At 74.1% G+C, this 15977-nt stretch carries 19 protein-coding genes; 6 read left to right on the top strand and 13 right to left on the bottom strand.

The window, feature by feature from the left end; genetic code table 11:
* The first annotated feature begins 13 nt into the window (after positions 1 to 13).
* On the top strand, positions 14 to 1312 hold the full coding sequence (locus tag ABD665_RS13385; RefSeq protein ID WP_204913165.1) for a DUF222 domain-containing protein: 1299 nt from the start codon (positions 14 to 16) through the stop codon (positions 1310 to 1312).
* Positions 1313 to 1402: 90 nt separating this feature from the next.
* Positions 1403 to 1939 (top strand): barstar family protein, encoded by a 537-nt coding sequence (locus tag ABD665_RS13390; protein ID WP_204913166.1) that lies wholly within the window; start codon positions 1403 to 1405, stop codon positions 1937 to 1939.
* On the opposite strand, the gene ABD665_RS13395 is transcribed toward ABD665_RS13390, so the two are convergent.
* From ABD665_RS13395 to rplU, 12 genes are all read right to left on the bottom strand, one after another.
* Positions 1936 to 3183 (bottom strand): glutamate-5-semialdehyde dehydrogenase, encoded by a 1248-nt coding sequence (locus tag ABD665_RS13395; RefSeq protein ID WP_344742440.1) that lies wholly within the window; start codon positions 3181 to 3183, stop codon positions 1936 to 1938. The two genes, ABD665_RS13390 and ABD665_RS13395, sit on opposite strands and share 4 nt — an antisense overlap.
* A 19-nt stretch (positions 3184 to 3202) precedes the next feature.
* Positions 3203 to 4060 (bottom strand): methyltransferase domain-containing protein, encoded by an 858-nt coding sequence (locus ABD665_RS13400; protein WP_204913168.1) that lies wholly within the window; start codon positions 4058 to 4060, stop codon positions 3203 to 3205.
* 122 nt (positions 4061 to 4182) lie between these two features.
* Positions 4183 to 5274 (bottom strand): alpha/beta fold hydrolase, encoded by a 1092-nt coding sequence (locus ABD665_RS13405; RefSeq protein ID WP_204913169.1) that lies wholly within the window; start codon positions 5272 to 5274, stop codon positions 4183 to 4185.
* Positions 5275 to 5326: 52 nt separating this feature from the next.
* The gene (locus tag ABD665_RS13410; protein WP_204913170.1) at positions 5327 to 5836 is read right to left on the bottom strand and encodes a hemerythrin domain-containing protein; all 510 of its coding nucleotides are present in this window, start codon (positions 5834 to 5836) and stop codon (positions 5327 to 5329) included.
* Positions 5837 to 5841: 5 nt separating this feature from the next.
* On the bottom strand, positions 5842 to 6933 hold the full coding sequence (locus tag ABD665_RS13415; protein WP_204913171.1) for a class I mannose-6-phosphate isomerase: 1092 nt from the start codon (positions 6931 to 6933) through the stop codon (positions 5842 to 5844).
* A gap of 30 nt (positions 6934 to 6963) precedes the next feature.
* Positions 6964 to 7803, bottom strand: coding sequence for an SDR family oxidoreductase (locus ABD665_RS13420; RefSeq protein ID WP_344742441.1), 840 nt, complete (start codon positions 7801 to 7803; stop codon positions 6964 to 6966).
* Positions 7804 to 7901: 98 nt separating this feature from the next.
* A complete protein-coding gene (locus ABD665_RS13425) occupies positions 7902 to 8402 on the bottom strand; it encodes a methylated-DNA--[protein]-cysteine S-methyltransferase (protein WP_344742442.1) in 501 nt (166 codons plus the stop codon).
* Positions 8399 to 8866: a YdeI/OmpD-associated family protein gene (locus tag ABD665_RS13430; protein ID WP_204913172.1), complete on the bottom strand. Its 468-nt coding sequence runs from the start codon at positions 8864 to 8866 to the stop codon at positions 8399 to 8401. Before ABD665_RS13430 ends, ABD665_RS13425 begins: the two co-directional genes overlap by 4 nt.
* Before the next feature lie 133 nt (positions 8867 to 8999).
* Complete coding sequence (gene proB / locus ABD665_RS13435) at positions 9000 to 10145, bottom strand: glutamate 5-kinase (RefSeq protein ID WP_204913173.1); 1146 nt, start codon at positions 10143 to 10145, stop codon at positions 9000 to 9002.
* Positions 10129 to 11604, bottom strand: a complete 1476-nt coding sequence (gene obgE, locus ABD665_RS13440; protein ID WP_204913174.1) for a GTPase ObgE — start codon at positions 11602 to 11604, stop codon at positions 10129 to 10131. The genes proB and obgE overlap by 17 nt, the downstream gene beginning before the upstream one ends.
* Positions 11605 to 11701: 97 nt before the next feature.
* On the bottom strand, positions 11702 to 12004 hold the full coding sequence (gene rpmA / locus ABD665_RS13445) for a 50S ribosomal protein L27 (RefSeq protein WP_204913175.1): 303 nt from the start codon (positions 12002 to 12004) through the stop codon (positions 11702 to 11704).
* A 9-nt stretch (positions 12005 to 12013) separates the two neighbouring features.
* Complete coding sequence (rplU, locus tag ABD665_RS13450) at positions 12014 to 12322, bottom strand: 50S ribosomal protein L21 (protein ID WP_204913176.1); 309 nt, start codon at positions 12320 to 12322, stop codon at positions 12014 to 12016.
* 181 nt (positions 12323 to 12503) lie between these two features.
* Between rplU and ABD665_RS13455 the strand changes: the two genes are divergently transcribed.
* The 4 genes from ABD665_RS13455 to ABD665_RS13470 are packed head-to-tail and all read left to right on the top strand — an operon-like array spanning position 12504 to position 15463.
* Positions 12504 to 13268 (top strand): NAD-dependent epimerase/dehydratase family protein, encoded by a 765-nt coding sequence (locus ABD665_RS13455; protein ID WP_204913177.1) that lies wholly within the window; start codon positions 12504 to 12506, stop codon positions 13266 to 13268.
* Entirely contained in the window at positions 13265 to 14065 is an 801-nt protein-coding gene (locus ABD665_RS13460) for a HipA family kinase (protein ID WP_204913178.1), read from the top strand. Before ABD665_RS13455 ends, ABD665_RS13460 begins: the two co-directional genes overlap by 4 nt.
* On the top strand, positions 14053 to 14469 hold the full coding sequence (locus ABD665_RS13465) for a DUF3037 domain-containing protein (RefSeq protein WP_344742443.1): 417 nt from the start codon (positions 14053 to 14055) through the stop codon (positions 14467 to 14469). The genes ABD665_RS13460 and ABD665_RS13465 overlap by 13 nt, the downstream gene beginning before the upstream one ends.
* Positions 14470 to 14524: 55 nt before the next feature.
* A complete protein-coding gene (locus ABD665_RS13470) occupies positions 14525 to 15463 on the top strand; it encodes an aldose 1-epimerase family protein (RefSeq protein ID WP_344742444.1) in 939 nt (312 codons plus the stop codon).
* 30 nt (positions 15464 to 15493) lie between these two features.
* Here the strand turns inward: ABD665_RS13470 and ABD665_RS13475 are convergent, their stop codons facing one another.
* Positions 15494 to 15904 (bottom strand): BLUF domain-containing protein, encoded by a 411-nt coding sequence (locus ABD665_RS13475; RefSeq protein ID WP_204913180.1) that lies wholly within the window; start codon positions 15902 to 15904, stop codon positions 15494 to 15496.
* Between the last annotated feature and the right edge of the window lie 73 nt (positions 15905 to 15977).

Here is a 15977-nt window from a genome sequence, read left to right on the forward strand (position 1 = left end):
GTAGGTTCGGGTCATGGTGCTGCGGGTGGTGGACGAGGTGGAGGAACTTCCTCACCCGGTCTCGCGGCGTCTGCAGGTGCTGCTCGGCGAGTTGAGCGCGATGACCACGGACGCGCTCGGCGGGGTGGACGACGAGTCGTCCGAGGCGGACCTGGTCGACCAGATCGCCGTGCTGGAACGGCTCCGAGCCGCGGTGGCGGCGGTGCAGGCGGCGACCGTCGTCCGGTTCGCCCGGACGCGGGTCGAGCGACAGCTGACCGAGGACGTGCACCCGCGCGACATCGGCCGTGGGATCGCCGAGGAGATCGGGCTGGCGTGCCGGCTTTCTCCAACCGCCGCCGCCCGCAGGCTCGGCTCAGCGCGAGCGTGGTGGTTCGACCTCCCGCAAACGTACGCGTCCCTCGCGGCTGGGTCGGTGAGCGAGCAGACGGCCGAGGCGGTGGTGACCGAGACGCGGCACCTCGACGAGGCGACCCGTCGTGCGGTCGATGCACGGCTGCATGCGTCCGACCTCGGCGGCAAGGGGATGCGCGACGCCGCGGCGCTGGCCCGGCGGTACGCCTACGAGGCCGACCGCGAGGCGTACGTTGCCCGCGGTCGGCACGAGCGGAAGCACCGCCGGGTTAACCTGCGTCCGGCGCCGGACGCGATGAGCGTGCTCAGCGGCTATCTGCCCGTCGAGCAGGGCGTCGCGTGCCTGGCGGCGCTGCGCCGCCACACCGACGGCCTCGTCGCCACCGGCGACGAGCGCACACGCGGCCAGATCATGGCCGACACCCTCGTCGAACGCCTGACCGGCCAGGCCACGGCGACCGACGTGGCCGTCGAGGTGCAGATCGTGGTGCCCGCCGAGCTGGTCAGCGATCCGGGCTCGTCCCGGACCGCCACCATCACCGGTGCCGGGCCGCTACCGGGACCGCTGGCCCACGCGGTCGTCGACGCGAGCAGCGGGGTGAAGCGGTGGCGGATCGTGCGCGCCACCCTCGCCGGCCATGTGGTCGGGCTCGAGGCGCGGCGGCGCCGGTTCACCGGCCCGTTGGGCGACCTGATCACCGTCCGTGACCAGACCTGCCGCGAACCGTTCTGCGGCGCACCCGTACGGCACCTGGACCATGTCCACCGCTACGCCGACGGCGGAGACACGACCCTCGCGAACGGCCGTGGCCTCTGCGCCCGGCACAACCTCGTCCGCGAGCAGCCTGGCTGGACCGCGACCGTGATCCACGACGGGCTCGGCGAGCAGCCCCACACGGTCCGGACGACCACCCCGACCGGCCACGCCTACACCGCTCGGGCGCCGGACCCGCCGTGAGGTGCGCGCTAGCGCACTTCATGACTCAGGTAGTCATCAGATCGCTCCTCCAGCAGCACCATCGCCGACCGTGTCGACGACGATGAAGCCGTGGCAGCCTTCGACGTCGGTGACGACCTTGATCAAGACCTCGCCTACCGCCTGATTCGAGACAGCTTCGTCAGCTTGTTCTGGCGACGGCGCGTCCTGCAGGACGCCCTTGCGAACCTTCGCGGGCAGGACTACGAGATCGTGGAGATCGATGCCAGCGGTCGACCGAGCACGCTGGAGCTCCTTGATCGCTTCTCGACCGCCTTGAGCTTCCCGGCCTACTTCGGCCGCAACCTGAACGCGCTGAACGACTGCTTGGGTGATGTCGCAGAGGGCCAGTACGGCTCCGACCTGAGGAGGACCGGGCTAGTGCTCGTGCTCCACCACTTCGACGACTTCGTCGGCGATGACCCACGTGATGCCCAGGTCGTCCTGGACATCGTCGCCGACCAGTGCCGCCTGGGCGCGTTGATCGGGCACCGAATGATGTGCCTCGTCCAGACCGACGACACTCGGCACGACCTTGCGCCCGTGGGCAGGTCGCGCCTGGCCTGGAACCCGGCGGAATGGCTCTGGTCGCAGCGAGGGCTCGCCTAGCGCGTCTGGCCGGAACCCGTCACGACGTACTTGGTGGAGGTCATCTCGGGGAGGCCCATCGGTCCGCGGGCGTGGAGCTTCTGGGTGGAGATGCCGATCTCGGCGCCGAAGCCGAACTCGCTCCCGTCGACGAACCGGCTGGAGGCGTTGACCAGGACCGCGGCGGCGTCCACCTGGGCGGTGAAGCGCTGCGCCGCGGCCTCCGAATCGGTGACGATCGTCTCGCTGTGACCGGTGGAGTAGGTGGCGATGTGGGTCAGGGCGTCGTCGATGGAGTCGACGACCCGGGCGGCCAGGTCGAGCGAGAGGTACTCGGTCTCCCAGTCCTCCTCGGTCGCGGCCTGCACGCCGGACCCGTACGACGCGGTGCGGTCGTCGCCATGCACGGTGACGCCGGCCTCGGCGAGGGCGGCGAGCGCCTGCGGGAGGAAGCGCGGCGCCGCGTCGGCGTGGACGAGCAGCGTCTCCACGGCGTTGCAGACCGAGGGGCGCTGCGTCTTGGCGTTGAGCAGGATCGCGAGGGCCATGTTGGCGTCGGCGGTCGCGTCGACGTAGAGGTGGCAGTTCCCGACGCCGGTCTCGATGACCGGCACGACGCTGTTGCGCACGACGTGGTCGATGAGCCCGGCCCCGCCCCGCGGGATAAGCACGTCGACGAGGCCGCGCGCGCCCATGAGCTCGTCGGTCACCTCGCGGGGTCCCGGCACGAGCTGGACCGCGTCGCGCGGGAGGCCGGCGTCGGCGAGCCCGTCGCGCAGGGCGTCGACGACGGCCGCGTTCGAGGCGGCCGCCGACGAGGAGCCTCGCAGCAGCACGGCGTTGCCGGACTTCAGGCAGAGCCCGGCCGCGTCGGCGGTGACGTTCGGCCGCGCCTCGTAGACGATGCCGACGACGCCGAAAGGCACCCGGACCTGACGCACCTGCACGCCGTTCGCGTTCGTCCACCCCCGGACCACGTCGCCGACCGGGTCCGGCAGGCCGGCCACGTCGCGCAGCCCGTCGACCATGCCGGCCACCCGGTCGGGCGTGAGCCGCAGGCGGTCGACGATCGACGCGCTGGTCCCGGCCTGCTCGGCCCGCCCGACGTCCGTGGCGTTCGCCTCGAGCACCGCCGTCTCCGCCTTGGCCAGGGCGTCGGCCATCGCGTGGAGGGCCGCGTCCTTCCGGGCCCGCGTCGTCGTCGCGAGCGTCTGGGCCGCCTCGCGGGCGGCGAGGGCCTGCTGCTGGACCGCCATGCGGCCCACGGTAGTGGAGCGCGCGCGGTCACACCCGCCGAGCGGTGACGAGCAGGTACTCCCAGCCCATGACCCCGTCGGCCAGGAACCGGTCCCCCAGCGCCGCCATCTCCGCGTCGAGCGCCGCGACCTTCTCGGCGTCCTCCGCGATGAAGCGGTAGACGGCGATGGTCGGGCCGTACGTCGCCTTCATGAACTCCCGGAACTCCACTCCGTCGGCGAACCGCTCCACGGCGAGCGTCTGCTGCCGGCCCACCAGGTCGGTCACCCGGTCGCCGAGCAGCGTCCGGACGTGGTCCGCGCGGCCCCACAGCGGCGCGGGCGACGCGCCGGGCGGAGGCGGCGGGGCGTACGGCTTCATGGTCGCGAACAGCTGCCCGATGAACCCGTCGGGCGTCCAGCTGAGCACCCCGACGGTGCCGCCCGGGCGGCAGACGCGGACGAGCTCGTCGGCCGCGGCCTGGTGGTGCGGCGCGAACATCACACCGATGCACGAGAGGACCACGTCGAAGGCGCCGTCGCCGTACGGCAGGTGCTCGGCGTCGGCGACCTCGAACGTGAGGCCCAGGCCCTCCGCGGCCGCCATACGGCGGCCCACCTCGAGCAGCGCGGGGGTCAGGTCGGTGGCCGTGACCTCCGCGCCCCGCCGGGCGGCCGGCAGGGCCGAGCTGCCCGTGCCGGCGGCGACGTCGAGGACCCGCTGGCCCGCCTGCACGTCGACCGTGTCGACGAGGACCTGGCCGAGGCCGCCGACGACCTCGTCGGCCACGCGGGGGTAGTCGCCGCTGGCCCACATCGCGGCGTGCTTGGCCTTGAGCGCCGCGTCCGCGCCCGAGGTCGGGTCCGCCGGTCCGGCCGGGGCCGGGGTGGTGGTGGTGCTGGTCATGGGGTTCCCTCCGCCGTGGTCGATGACCACGACGCTAGGGAGCGGAGGCACCCCTCCACATCGGCGCCGACGCGCAACCCCGGCGCGGCCGACGGCTGAGGCTGGGGGCTGGCGCGTAGCGGTCAGGTGCGTGAGAGCAGGCGGGCGACCGCGGCGGTGCGGGCGGCGCGGCCGCGGAGGCCGAGCTTCGCGTACGCGTTCTGGAGGTGCCGCTCGACCGTGCGCACGGACAGCACGAGCTCCGCGCCGATCGTGTCGTTGTCGCACCCCTGCGCCGCCAGCCGCAGCACGACGAGCTCGCGCGGGGACAGCAGCCGGGCGACGTCGGGCGCGTCCACCGGCTCGACCGCCGCGCGCTCCCGCTCCGGCGCGAGGAACTGGGTGAGCTCGGCGAGCAGCACCGGCCACGCCGGCTCGTCGGCCAGCACGATGTGGTTGTGGCTCTCCAGCGCCACGAGCCGCGCACCGGGGATGTTCGTGGCGAGGTGGCGGCTGCCGCTGAACTCGTTCATCTGGTCGCCGCGGCTCTGCAGCACGAGCACGGGCAGGTCGAGCTCCGGGAGCCGGGCGCTCACGTCGGTGACCTGCCGCTGCTCGCGGGCGATCACGGCCGTGCTCGCGTCGACCGCCATGCGCTGCAGGTCGTCGATCCACCGCATCTGCTCCTCGGTCCCGCCGGGGATCATGAGGCTGGTGAACACCCGCCGGAACTCCGGCGTGGGCCGGTCCCAGCCGACCCGGATCAGCGCGGTGAAGGCGGCGTCCAGCGCGAGGCCCTCGGGGGACGCGTCCACGTGCGCCCCGGCGTAGCTGCCGTAGAAGGCGAGCCGGCTCACGCGCTCCGGGTGCCGCGCGGTGTACTCGATGGCCACCGGCCCGCCCTGCGCCATCGCGAGCACCGCGAACTCCTCGAGCCCCGCAGCGTCCGCGACGGCCTCCAGATCGGCGACCCGGGCATCGAGGCTGTGGTCGGTGACCCCGCGGTCGGACAGCCCGTGCCCGCGCTCGTCGAACCGCACGACCGTGGCGACGCGGCCCAGCTCGACGAGGTAGTGGCGCCAGACCGGGCTCTGCCAGTCGAACTGCAGGTGGCTGAGCCAGCAGGAGTCGACGAGCAGCGGCGGCCCGGAACCGTGCACCGCGTACGCGATCTGCACCCCGTCAGACGAGCGCGCGAAGCGGATGTCCTGCACGACGCCCGCGACGGCTCCCATCGCCCGATGGTAGGGCCACGGGGGCCCCGAGGTCACGGCCCCGGGCAGGCCCTCAGCTGTTCTCCTTGACGTACTCCTCCGGGTCCTTGTCCACAATCGGGACGCCGTCCACGTGCTCCGCCTCGTACGCGGCGAAGGCGACGCCGATGCGGTGCCGGGTCTCGAGGTCGACGTGCTCGCGGAAGTCCTTGAGCCCCTCGTGCTCCTCCTCGCCCATGTGCTCGTCGTTGGCCTCGCGGGCGTCGTTCACGCCCTTCCACCACGCCTCGGAGCCGACCTCGGCCGCCTGGCTGGCCAGGATCCCGTCGCGGATGTCGTTGTGGTCGCCGATCGCGTCCTCGGTCTCCTCGACCTCGGCGTCGGTGTGCAGGCGCTCACCGAGCTTGAGCAGCTCGGGGTAGAAGAGCTCCTCCTCGCCCTGGGCGTGCACCTCGAGCATCGTGGACAGCCGCTTCCACATCACCCCGAGCGTGCGGGTGTCGTCCTTGGGCACGTCGTCGAGCATGGCGAACATCCGCCGCTGCTCGTGGTGGTCGGACAGGATGAGCTCGCAGATGTCCATGCCGGTCAGCCTGCCAGAGGCGCTCCGGCGTCGGGTGCGACGCCCTCGCCCAGCGTCGCCACGAGCGCCCGGGAGTAGCCGGCCTCCAGCAGCGGGGCCACGACGTCGCGCTCGAGGTCGGGCAGGTACCCGACCAGCACGTCGGCCGGCCCCGTCAGCTCCACCTCGCGGAGGGCCGCCGGCAGCAGCAGCGTCTCCGCCCGCCCGAGGGTCTCGACGCCCGCGGGCGTGCGCACCTCGACGGGTGCGCCGACGTTCGTGAGGACCTGCGCGGTCCGGAAGTTCCGACGCAGCGGCGCGGCCGTGCCCGCCTGGCACCGCTCGAGCGCGAAGTACGGGCCGGCGCAGTAGAAGACCCGCTGCACGCCGTCCCCCAGCCGCACCGGCAGCCCGGGCGTGGGCTCCGGCCGCGGATCGAGGCGCACCTCGGCGAGGAGCGCGTCGAGGTTGGCGTGCCACTCCTCGTCCGGGACGTCCGCGCCGTCCTCCATCTCCCACCGCATCGCGTGCTGCTGGACGTCGGAGGTCTGCTCGATCTCGTAGACGAGGGTGTCCGGGCCGAAGCTGTGCAACGTCCCGCCGGGCACGTAGAACGTCTCCCCCGCCCGGACGGGCAGGCGGCGCAACACAGCGTCGAAGTCCTGCGCCAGCAGCGCCTCGTGCAGCCGCTCGCGACCGACGCCCTCCCGCACCCCGCACAGGGCGCTGGCCCCGGGTGCGGCGGCGAGGATGTGCCAGGCCTCGGTCTTGCCGTTGACCTGGCCCTCGCGCCGCTGCGCGGTCTCGTCGTCCGCGTGGAGATGCACCGGCAAGGTGCCGGAGGCGTCGATGATCTTGGTCAGCACGGGGAAGAAGGCGCCGGACCACCCCGGCCCGACCAGCTCCTCCGGGTGGTCGCGCACGAGCGAGCGGAGGCTGGTGCCGGCCAGGCCGCCGTTGGTCACGGTGGCGCCCTGGCCCTCGACGTCGCTGACCTCCCAGGTCTCGGCCACCGCCCAGTCCTGGAGCCCGGCCTTGCCGAGACGCCGCGCGATCTCGTGGCCCCCGAACACCAGCGGCCGCGGCATCGCCGTCAGCCGCAGCGGGTACGCGTCCACCGCCGTGCCCCTCCGGACCCCGGACCCGGCTCAGAGGATCGGCGTGCCGCCGGTGACCGCGATGCGGGCGCCGGAGACGTAGCTGCCCTCGTCCGACGCGAGCAGGACGTAGACGGGAGCGAGCTCGGCCGGCTGGCCCGGGCGCCCCAGCGGCGACTGCTGCCCGAAGCTCTCCACCTGCTCCTCCGGCATCGTCGAGGGGATCAGCGGCGTCCAGATCGGCCCGGGCGCGACGCTGTTGGCCCGGATCCCCTTGCTCGCCAGCAGCTGGGCCAGCGCGGCGCACATGTTGGCGATGCCGGCCTTCGTGGCGTCGTACGGGAGCAGCGTCGGCACCGGGTTGTCGGAGTTGACCGACGAGCTGCCGATGATGCTGCCGCCCGGGCCCATGTGCGGGACGGCGGCCTTGGTCAGGTGGAAGAACGCCGACAGGTTCGTGGCGATGGTGCGGTCCCACTCCTCGTCGGGGATGTCGGTGAGCTCCTCGTGCGACATCTGGAACGCGGCGTTGCTGACCAGCACGTCGACCTTGCCGAGCTCACGGACGCAGGTCGCGACGACCTCGCGGCAGTGCGCCGGGTCCTGCAGGTCGCCGGGCACCAGCACCGCGCGACGCCCGGCCTGCTCGACCCAGCGCCGCGTCTCCTCCGCGTCCTCGTGCTCGTCGAGGTAGCCGATGACCACGTCGGCGCCCTCGCGCGCGAACGCGATGGCGACGGCCCGACCGATGCCGCTGTCCGCGCCGGTGATGATCGTCGCCTTGCCCGCCATGCGGCCCGAGCCGCGGTAGCTCTCCTCGCCGTGGTCGGGCTTCGGGGTCATCTCGGTCGTGGAACCGGGAGGCTGCTGCTGCTGGGACGGCTGGGACACGGGTCGTTCCTCTCTCGGACGGGGGCGTGGCCCTCCCCTACCCGGGCGCCCGCGTCCGACACGGCTCCGCTCCCGACCGGGCTCCGCCCGCCGTCCGCTCAGAGCAGGACCGGCGGCAGCGCCCCCTCGTTCTCGAGCAGCCAGCGCTTCGTCTCCAGCTCGTGGCCCGGCTCGCCGCCGGAGAACCCGCCGAGCCCGTCCGCGGCCACCACCCGGTGGCACGGGATCACGAGCGGCACCGGGTTGGCCGCCATGATCGAGCCGATCGCCCGCGCCGGCACGCCCGTGCCGCTGCGCCGGGCCAGCTCGGCGTACGTCACGGTCTCCCCCGCCCGCACACCCCGCAGCGCGGTCAGCACCGCGAGGGTCGTCGGCTCGAGGCGCGGCAGGTCGAGCGGCAGGTCGAAGTCGCCCCGCTGCCCGCCGAAGTACTCGCGGAGCTGCCCCAGCACCAGCTGGACCGTCACGTCCGGCTCGGTCGACGCAGCTCCCGGGTCGAGCCCCCAGCCGATCCGACGCAACCCGGCCGGACCGGCCAGCACCCCGATCAGACCGACCTGGGTGTCGTACGCGTCGAAGAACAGCCCGGCGGTGCTCACCGGGTCCGCCGCCCCGCCGCGAGCGCCTCGATCGTCTTGACCACCCGGTCGGCCCGCGTCTCCGCCCTCTTGGCCTCGGTCACCCAGCGCACCCACTCCTTGCGCTGCCCCGGCGCCAGCGTGTCGAACGTCGCCCGAGCCGCCGAGTCGGCCGACAGCAGCGCGGCCAGGTCCTCGGGCACCTCGACCGTCCACGGCGCGAGGTCGAGAGCCACCTCGACGTCCACCTCGTCCCCGGCCTGCACCCCGGCCGCGGCGCGGTTCTCCGCGCTCAGCGGGATCATCGCCCGCCCACCCATCGACCCGACCGTCGTCCGGTAGGTGTGCCCGCCGACGGTCACGACCACGGCCGGTCGTGCACCGCCGTCGAGCCCGGCCAGCACCTCCGCCGGCACCTCGATCCCCGTCGCGGTTTTCGGCTCGAGCCGCACGACCGCTCGGAACCTGCTGCTGGCGTCACTCACCCCGGCATCCTCCCGCACCCGCAGCGGAGCCGCGCGAGAGAGCAGCGGGACCCGGCGCCGGGCACCGACCCGGGCTGGTGCGCGTGCGGGGCGCGACGGCACCGGACCTGCCCGCACGCGACCCAGACCCGCGTCAGTCCGCGAGCACCACCAAGGCGTCCCGGTGCACGACCGTGCGCTCGTAGGCGGCACCCCGCTCCACCATCAGCTCCTGCGTGGTGCGGCCGAGGAGGTCAGGGAGCTCGTCGGAGTCGTACGAGACCAGGCCGCGCGCGACGACGACGCCGTCGGGGTCGACGAGGTCGACGGGCTCGCCAGAGGCGAAGTGGCCCTCGACCTGCGTGATGCCGGCGGGCAGGAGCGACGCCTTGCGCTGCACGACCGCCCGTACGGCGCCGGCGTCGAGGACCAGGCGGCCTTTGGCGTCGCTCGCGTGCCGCAGCCACAGCAACCGGGTGGGGCGGCGCTTGCCGGTGGGCGTGAAGAGGGTGCCGACGCGTTCGCCGGTCAGGGCGGCGGCGGCGCGCGGGGCGTCGGTGAGGACGACGGGGATCCCCGCGGAGGTGGCGATGCCGGCCGCCTCGATCTTGGTCTGCATGCCGCCGGTGCCGACGGCGGAGCCGCGGCGGGTCACGTCGACGCCGGCGAGGTCGTCGGGGCCGGTCACGACGTCGATCCGGTGGGCGCCAGGCGTCGCGGGGTGCGCGGTCCACAGCGCGTCGACGTCGCTGAGCAGGACGAGCGCGTCGGCGTGCACGAGATGGGCGACGAGGGCGGCGAGCCGGTCGTTGTCGCCGAAGCGGATCTCGTGGGTGGCGACGGTGTCGTTCTCGTTGACGACGGGCACGACGCCCAGCTCGAGGAGCCGGCCGAAGGTGCGGAACGCGTTGCGGTAGTTGCCGCGCCGGGTCACGTCGTCGACGGTGAGCAGCACCTGGCCGACCCCGAGGCCGGCGCGGGCGAACAGCCGCCCGTAGTGCTCCATGAGCAGGCTCTGCCCGACCGAGGCGGCGGCCTGCTGGTCGGCCAGGTCACGCGGGCGCGAGCGCATGCCGAGCGGGGCCAGGCCCGCGGCGATCGCGCCGGAGGAGACGAGGACGACCTCGCGGCCGGCCAGCCGGGCCGCGACCAGCGCGTCGACGAGGGCGCCGATGCGCTCGGGGTCGATCCCGCCGCCCGGGTTGGTCAGCGACGAGGAGCCGACCTTGACGACCACCCGGTGGGCGGTGGCGACGACCGCGCGGTCGCCCGGCTGGTCGCGCTCAGCGCCCGCGGGCACCACGGCTCTCGTGCTCCTCGGCCTCGCGGGCCGCGTGGTACTCGCGGTCGAGCTCGCGGCGCCGCGCGACGGCGGGGCGCTGCGGCTCCTCGAGCCGGACGTCCTCACCACGACGGCTGAGGATCTCCGCGCCGACGTCGACCTGCGGGGCGAAGTCAAAGACGACCGCGCCCGACCCGTCGGCGGTGCCGCCGATGGCCACGCCGTCCCCGGCGCGCGCGCCGAGCTCGAGCAGGCGGTCCTCGATGCCGAGCCGGTTGAACCGGTCGGCCAGGTAGCCGACGGCCTCCGGGTTGCCGAAGTCGGTCTGGCGGACCCAGCGCTCGGGCTTGTCGCCGCGGACGCGCCACAGGTCGCCCTCGCGGGTGACCGTGAACGGCTTGGCGTGACCGCCGCGGACGGGCTCGGGCCGCAGCACGATCCGGGCCGGCGCGGGCGGCGGGAGCGCGGCGCGACGCTGGGCGACGAGGTCGGCCATCGCGTACGTCAGCTGGCGCAGCCCCTCGCCGGTCTTGGTCGAGATGGCGAAGACGCGGTAGCCCTGGGCCTCGATGTCCGCGCGGGCGATCTCCGCCAGCTCGGCGGCGTCGGGGACGTCGACCTTGTTGAGCGCGACGAGCCGCGGACGGTCCTCGAGGCCGCCGTGGGCCGTCAGCTCGGCCTCGATGACGGCGAGGTCGGTGACCGGGTCGCGGCCGGGCTCGAACGTGGCGCAGTCGACGACGTTCACCAGGGCGGCGCAGCGCTCGACGTGGCGCAGGAAGTCGAACCCGAGCCCGCGGCCCTCGCTGGCGCCCTCGATCAGGCCGGGCACGTCCGCGACGGTGAAGGTGGTCTCGCCGGCGACGACGACGCCGAGGTTGGGGATCAGCGTGGTGAAGGGGTAGTCGGCGATCTTGGGCCGGGCGGCCGAGATCGCGGCGATGAGGGAGGACTTCCCGGCGCTCGGGTAGCCGACGAGACCGACGTCGGCGACGACCTTGAGCTCGAGGGTGACGGTGCGCTCGAGCCCGTCCTCGCCGAGGAGCGCGAAGCCGGGGGCCTTGCGGGCGGAGGAGGCGAGCGCGGCGTTGCCGAGCCCTCCCCGGCCACCCTGCGCGACGACGAGCTCGGCGCCGGGACCGGTCAGGTCGGCGAGGCGCTCACCGGTGTCGGCGTCGCTGACCACGGTGCCGTCGGGGACGCCGAGGACGATGTCCTCGCCGTTCGAGCCGTTCTGGTGGTCGCCGCGGCCGGGCTGGCCGCTCGTCGCGCGCCGGTAGGACTGCCGGTGGTAGTCGACGAGCGTGGTCACGTCGGGGTCGACGCGCAGGATCACGGAACCGCCGTGCCCGCCGTTGCCGCCGTCGGGGCCGCCGAGGGGCTTGAACTTCTCACGGTGCACGGAAGCGCAGCCGTGCCCGCCGTTGCCGCCGAACGTGTGCAGCGTCACCTGGTCGACGAAGCTGGGGATGGCCATGCGGCCCCCTCTCGGAGCGCGGGCAGGACTTGCGGAAATGACGAGAGGGCGGCCCCGGAAGGGCCACCCTCTCGACGTGTCGTGCGTAGTGCCGGTCTCAGACCGCAGCGACCTCGGGGGTGACGGCGACCGGAGCGGCGGCAGCCGCCGGGACCAGCGAGATGTTGACGACCCGACGCCCGCGACGGGTGCCGAACTCGACCGCACCGGCGCGGAGCGCGAAGAGCGTGTCGTCCTTGCCGCGGCCGACGCCCTCGCCCGGGTGGAAGTGGGTGCCGCGCTGGCGGACGATGATCTCGCCGGCGTTGACCTGCTGGCCGCCGAAGCGCTTCACGCCGAGGCGCTGGGCGTTGGACTCGCGACCGTTACGAGTAGAGCTTGCGCCCTTCTTGTGTGCCATCTGCCTGCCTCAGCTCTCGATGCCCGTGATGCGGATCTGCGTGTGCTTCTGACGGTGACCCTGACGCTTGCGGTAACCGGTCTTGTTCTTGAACTTCATGATGCGGATCTTCGGGCCCTTGGTCTCGGCCAGGACCTCGGCGGTGACCGAGGCCGAGGCGAGCGCCGAGGCGTCCGAGGTCACCGAGGAGCCGTCGACCAGCAGCAGCGGCTGCAGGGACACCGAGGCACCGGCCGCATCGTGGATGCGGTCGACCTCGAGAACGTCGCCGACCGTGACCTTGTGCTGGCGGCCGCCACTACGCACGACTGCGTACACGCCTGACCTACTTCCATAGATTCTGGGATAGCCGTACGGCCTCACCGTCTGCTCGTGCAGGAAGGCGGTCCGTACGTGGGCGCACCGGAGCGCGCACCGAGGGTCCAGGTTACGTGCCCTGCTCAAGGCCGGTCAAACGGCGACCAGATCTGAGGGGCACGTGCCCGTTACGGTGTCCATCATGCCTGACGACACCGCCGCACCCCCGCGCCGCCGGGTGGTGGTGACCGGGGCCGCCGGACGGATCGGACGCACGGTCTCGAGCGCCCTCGCCGACCGGTGGGAGCTGGTCCGCACCGACCGCCCGGACGCGGCTCGCGCAGCCGGGGCCGACGGCACGCCAGACCTGGACCTCGACCTGGACGTCACCGACCTCGACGCGTGCCGGGCCGCGTTCGCCGGGGCCGACGCCGTCGTCCACCTGGCGGCGGACCCGTCGCCGGACGCGACCTTCGACGACCTGCTCGCCCCCAACCTGGTCGGCCCGTACGCCGTCGCCCGCGCCGCCGCCGAGGCCGGGGTGCGCCGGCTGGTGCTCGCGAGCAGCCTGCACGCCGTGTCGGCGCTGCCCCGGTCCGTCCAGCGCCGGGTCGACGACCAGCCGCGGCCGGCGAACCTCTACGGCGCGACCAAGGCGTGGTCGGAGGCCGTCGGCGCCATGACCGCGGCGACGACGGCGACGTCCGTGGTGGCGCTGCGGATCGGCTACTTCCACGCCGACCCGCCGCCCGCCGACGGCGACCTGCAGGAGCGGACCGCCTGGCTGAGCCCGCGGGACGCCGCCGAGCTGGTCCGCGCCGCCGTGGAGGCGGACCTCCCGACCGGGGTCGACGGCTTCGTCGTCGCGAACGGCACGTCGGCCAACCGGCACGCCGTGGCCGAGCTCGGGCACACCCGCCGCACCCTCGGCTACGCCCCGGTCGACGACGCCTGGGCGGACGCGTGAGCACGCTCGACGACGCGCTCGACGCGACTCCCCCGCCGGAGCTCCCGCACGTCCACGCGACCGCCTACCTGACGCCGCTGCGCGAGGGGGGCTCGCTGCCGGGCCTGGTGGAGGCCGACGACCTCGGCACGTACGTCGTGAAGTTCACCGCCGCCGGGCAGGGGCCCAAGGCCCTGGTCGCCGAGATCGTGGTCGGCGAGCTCGGCCGCACGCTCGGCGTCGACATCCCCGACCTCGCCCTCATCGACGTCGACGCCGAGCTCGGCCGCCGGGAGCCGGACGAGGAGGTGCAGGAGCTCGTCACCGCCAGCGCCGGGCTCAACCTGGCCGTCGACTTCCTGCCCGGGTCCGTGGGCTACGACCCGAGCTTCGAGGTCGACGCGCAGCAGGCCGCGCGGATCGTGTGGCTGGACGCCTTCGTCGCCAACGTCGACCGCAGCGCCCGGAACACCAACCTGCTGGTCTGGCACCGGACGCTCTGGGCGATCGACCACGGGGCCTGCCTGCGGTTCCACCACGCGTGGGGCCGGCCGGAGGCCTTCGCGACCGCGGCCTACCGCTACGACGACCACGTGCTGGCCGGCGTCGGCGACCCCCGCTCGGTGCACGCGGAGCTGGCCGGGCAGGTGAGCCGCGGGCTGCTCGCCGACGTGCTCGCGCTGGTCCCGGACGCCTGGCTGCTGCCCGACCCGACGCGGCCCGACCCGGCCGCTCCCCCGGACGCCTCCAGCGCCCGGCACGCGTACGCCGACTACCTGCTGGCCCGGCTCGCGCAGGCCGAGCGGTGGCTGCCGTGAGCGCCCCGGCCGCAGCCGGCGGGCGGCACGCCTTCGTCTACGCCACCCTGCGGGCGGTCCCCCGCGTCGACCGGGGCGAGTTCGTCAACGTCGGGCTGATCCTCTACTGCCAGGCCCTGGAGTTCCTGCAGGCGTCGGTCGTCGTCGACCCCGTGCGGCTCCGCGCGATCGCGCCGGACGTCGACATCGACGCCGTGCGGACGTCGGCGGACGCGGTCGTGCTGGCCTGCCGGAACCCGGTCGGCCTCGCCCGCGAGAACGAGGGGCAGGCCGTCCGCTTCGGCATGCTCACCGCCCCGCGCAGCACGGTCGTGCAGCCGTCGCCGGTGCACGCCGGCATGACCGCCCACCCCGGCCGCACCCTCGCCCAGCTGCTCGAACGTCTCGTCGCCCCGCCCGCCTGACGGCGCTCCTGAGCGCCCCGATCTGCGGGAAGGGCGGGATGGGATGCTGACCGACGTGCCTTCCACCCCCACCACCACCTCCTCGCACCCCCTGACCGGCCGCGAGGTCGTCCTGCGCCACGGGGCGTACACGGCCTCCGTCGTCACGCTGGGCGCGAGCCTGCGGTCCCTGGAGCACGACGGCCGTCCGCTCGTCGTGGCGTTCCACGCCGACCGGATGCGGCCCGCGTACCGCGGCACGCTGCTCGCGCCGTGGCCCAACCGGGTCGTCGACGGGCGCTACACCTTCGACGGCGAGGACCAGCAGCTGCCGCTCACCGAGCCGGAGCGCGGCCACGCGCTGCACGGGCTGCTCGTCTGGGCGGACTGGCAGGTCACGGCGCTCGCCGAGGACAGCGTGACGCTCACCGCCGAGCTCGCACCGAGCGCCGGCTACCCGCACCGGCTCGTCGTCGAGGGCACGTACGCGCTGGACGACGACGGCCTCACCACGACGGTGACGGCCCGGAGCCTGTCGGGCCGGGCGCCCTACGGCACGTCCGCGCACCCCTACCTCACGGCGGGCGGCGCGTCCCTCGACGCCACCGTCCTGACCCTCCCGGCCGACCGCTACGTCGAGACCGCGGGCGAGCGGCTGCTGCCCGCCGGCGAGCGGGACGTCACCGACGCCCCGTGGCCGGACTTCCGGACGCCCACCGCGATCGGCGACGCCATGGTCGACCACGCCTTCACCGGGCTGGCGCGTGCGGCCGACGGCCGGGCCCGCGTCCGCCTCGAGGCTCCGGACGGCTTCGCCGTCGAGATGACCTGGGGACCCGAGCTGGGCTGGGTGCAGGTGCACACGGCCGACCGTCCGGAGCCCGAGCTGAACCGGGTCGGCCTGGCCGTCGAGCCGATGACCTGCCCGCCGGACGCCTTCAGCACGGGCGAGGACGTCGTCGTGCTCGACGGCGTCCAGGAGCACACGGCGTCCTGGACGATCAGCGCCGGCTGACCCCGTCGGGGTCGCCGGACGGGTCGGGGCTCAGTCCTCGGTGGCGAAGAGGTCGAGGAGCTCGAGGAACTTCTCGCTCTCCTGACCGTCCGGGCCCTGCGCGGCGATCAGCACGTCGTTGAAGCCGTCGACGTCACCGAGGTCGCCCCCGACGTCGGCGAAGCCCATCGTCCAGTCCGGGAACCGCCGCTCGTCGCGGTCCTCGACGAGCACCGTGCTGACCGAGTGGTGCCGGGAGTCGCGGGCGATCGTGGCGTAGAGCGCGTCGACCTCGGCGTGCGGGCCCTCGAGGACCTGCAGGAAGGTGCCGTGGCGGTAGAGCAGGATCCCCGTCACACCGGACCGGGCGTTGTTGTCCCGGCTGTGGGTGAGCAGGTCCAGCAGGTCGGGCTCCGTCAGCGGCGCCGAGGCCTGGCTCTCGTACGCGAGCGAGTAGTACACCGCCAGATCCTACGACGCGCCGGGCCCCGCCCCGTGCGGGCGGGACCCGGTCGTCGTCGTCGAGGGCCGTGCC

Source organism: Microlunatus spumicola (genome assembly GCF_039536445.1).
In the GTDB taxonomy this organism is placed as follows: Bacteria; Actinomycetota; Actinomycetes; order Propionibacteriales; family Propionibacteriaceae; genus Microlunatus; species Microlunatus spumicola.

Bases quoted from the DNA above. Each gene is read 5' to 3' on its own strand.
- ABD665_RS13385 (WP_204913165.1), top strand. From the start codon at position 14: ATGGTGCTGCGGGTGGTGGACGAGGTGGAGGAACTTCCTCACCCGGTC.
- ABD665_RS13400 (WP_204913168.1), bottom strand. From the start codon at position 4,060: ATGACCAGCACCACCACCACCCCGGCCCCGGCCGGACCGGCGGACCCG.
- ABD665_RS13405 (WP_204913169.1), bottom strand. From the start codon at position 5,274: ATGGGAGCCGTCGCGGGCGTCGTGCAGGACATCCGCTTCGCGCGCTCG.
- ABD665_RS13410 (WP_204913170.1), bottom strand. From the start codon at position 5,836: ATGGACATCTGCGAGCTCATCCTGTCCGACCACCACGAGCAGCGGCGG.
- obgE (WP_204913174.1), bottom strand. From the start codon at position 11,604: ATGGCCATCCCCAGCTTCGTCGACCAGGTGACGCTGCACACGTTCGGC.
- rpmA (WP_204913175.1), bottom strand. From the start codon at position 12,004: ATGGCACACAAGAAGGGCGCAAGCTCTACTCGTAACGGTCGCGAGTCC.
- ABD665_RS13455 (WP_204913177.1), top strand. From the start codon at position 12,504: ATGCCTGACGACACCGCCGCACCCCCGCGCCGCCGGGTGGTGGTGACC.